Source organism: Microbacterium sp. HMWF026, from assembly GCF_003061325.1.
Taxonomy (GTDB): Bacteria; Actinomycetota; Actinomycetes; order Actinomycetales; family Microbacteriaceae; genus Microbacterium; species Microbacterium testaceum_E.
On record NZ_QAJB01000339.1, the window covers coordinates 1 to 1,348 of the forward strand.

The following is a 1,348-nucleotide window of genomic DNA, read 5'->3' on the forward strand; positions in this document are numbered from 1 at the left end:
GGGGCGGTCGCTCGCGCAGCGGAGGCGGAGGCGGCTTCTCGGGCGGCGGCCGCAGCCGAGCCGGAGGAGGACGCGGAGGACGCCGCTGATCCACCCCTCGCGCCCGCACCGGTCCATCACAGACAATTCGTAGCAACCGCCACCAGACTCGACACCGTCGCTTCCCGGAAGGAACACCCGCATGGCCAAGCAGTCCATCTTCGGTCGCATCTCGACCCTCGTCCGCGCGAACGTCAACGCGCTCCTCGACCAGGCCGAGGACCCGCAGAAGATGCTCGACCAGCTCGTCCGCGACTACTCCAACTCGATTGCCGACGCCGAATCGGCGATCGCCGAGACCATCGGCAACCTGCGCCTGCTCGAGCGCGACCACCAAGAAGACGTCCAGGCCGCGGCCGAGTGGGGCAACAAGGCCCTCGCCGCCAGCCGCAAGGGCGACGAGCTGCGCGCCGCCGGCAACACCGGCGAGGCCGACAAGTTCGACAACCTCGCCAAGATCGCCCTGCAGCGTCAGATCACCGCCGAGGGCGAGGCCAAGGCCGCCGCTCCCACGATCGCCGCCCAGACCGAGGTCGTCGACAAGCTCAAGGACGGCCTCAACGGCATGAAGGGCAAGCTCGAGCAGCTCAAGGCGAAGCGCAACGAGCTGACCGCACGCGCCAAGGTCGCCGAGGCCCAGAACAAGGTCCACGACGCGGTGAAGTCGATCGACGTGCTCGACCCCACGAGCGAGCTCGGCCGTTTCGAAGACAAGATCCGCCGCGAAGAGGCCCTCGCCGCGGGCAAGCAGGAGCTGGCCGCGTCGAGCATCGACGCGCAGTTCAACGCGCTCGAGGACGTGGGCGAGCTCACCGAGGTCGAGGCGCGTCTGGCCGCGCTGAAGGTCGGCGGCCCCCAGCGCGCCGCGATCGACGCACCCAGCCCCGATCAGGTCTGACCGATCGCGAATGCACCGTCCGCCTCGTCGGGCGGTGCATTCCCGTCTGACGGCGAGGAGCCCGCATGACCCGATTCATCGTCGCCCCGCAGTGGCAGGGCTCGTCCTCGTCTCGCGCGATGCAGCTCATCGACGGGGCCGAGGCCATCGCCGGGGATCTGCCGCGCGCCTCCACGACGGTGCTCGAGGCTCCGCCCGAGGCGGGCGACGCGCAGGGCACCCGCGTGCAGCGCATGAGCGCCCTGGTCCGTATGCGCGAGCGCATCCACGAGGCGGTGCGCGCCGCCGATGAGCCCACCGTCGTGATCGGCGGGGACTGCGGGGTGGCGCTCGGCGCCGTGTCCGCCGTCGCCGGCGACGACCTGGCCGTCGTCTGGCTCGACGCGCACGCCGACCTCAACACTCCCGACT

General features: G+C 70.9%; 2 protein-coding genes. Both read left to right on the forward strand.

Annotation, left to right across the window (positions count from 1 at the left end; translation table 11 throughout):
* Positions 1-181: 181 nt before the first annotated feature.
* Positions 182-937 (forward strand): PspA/IM30 family protein, encoded by a 756-nt coding sequence (locus DBR36_RS12655; protein ID WP_108319907.1) that lies wholly within the window; start codon positions 182-184, stop codon positions 935-937.
* A gap of 65 nt (positions 938-1,002) precedes the next feature.
* A partial coding sequence (locus DBR36_RS12660) for an arginase family protein (protein WP_181373591.1) occupies positions 1,003-1,348 on the forward strand: 346 nt, incomplete at its 3' end.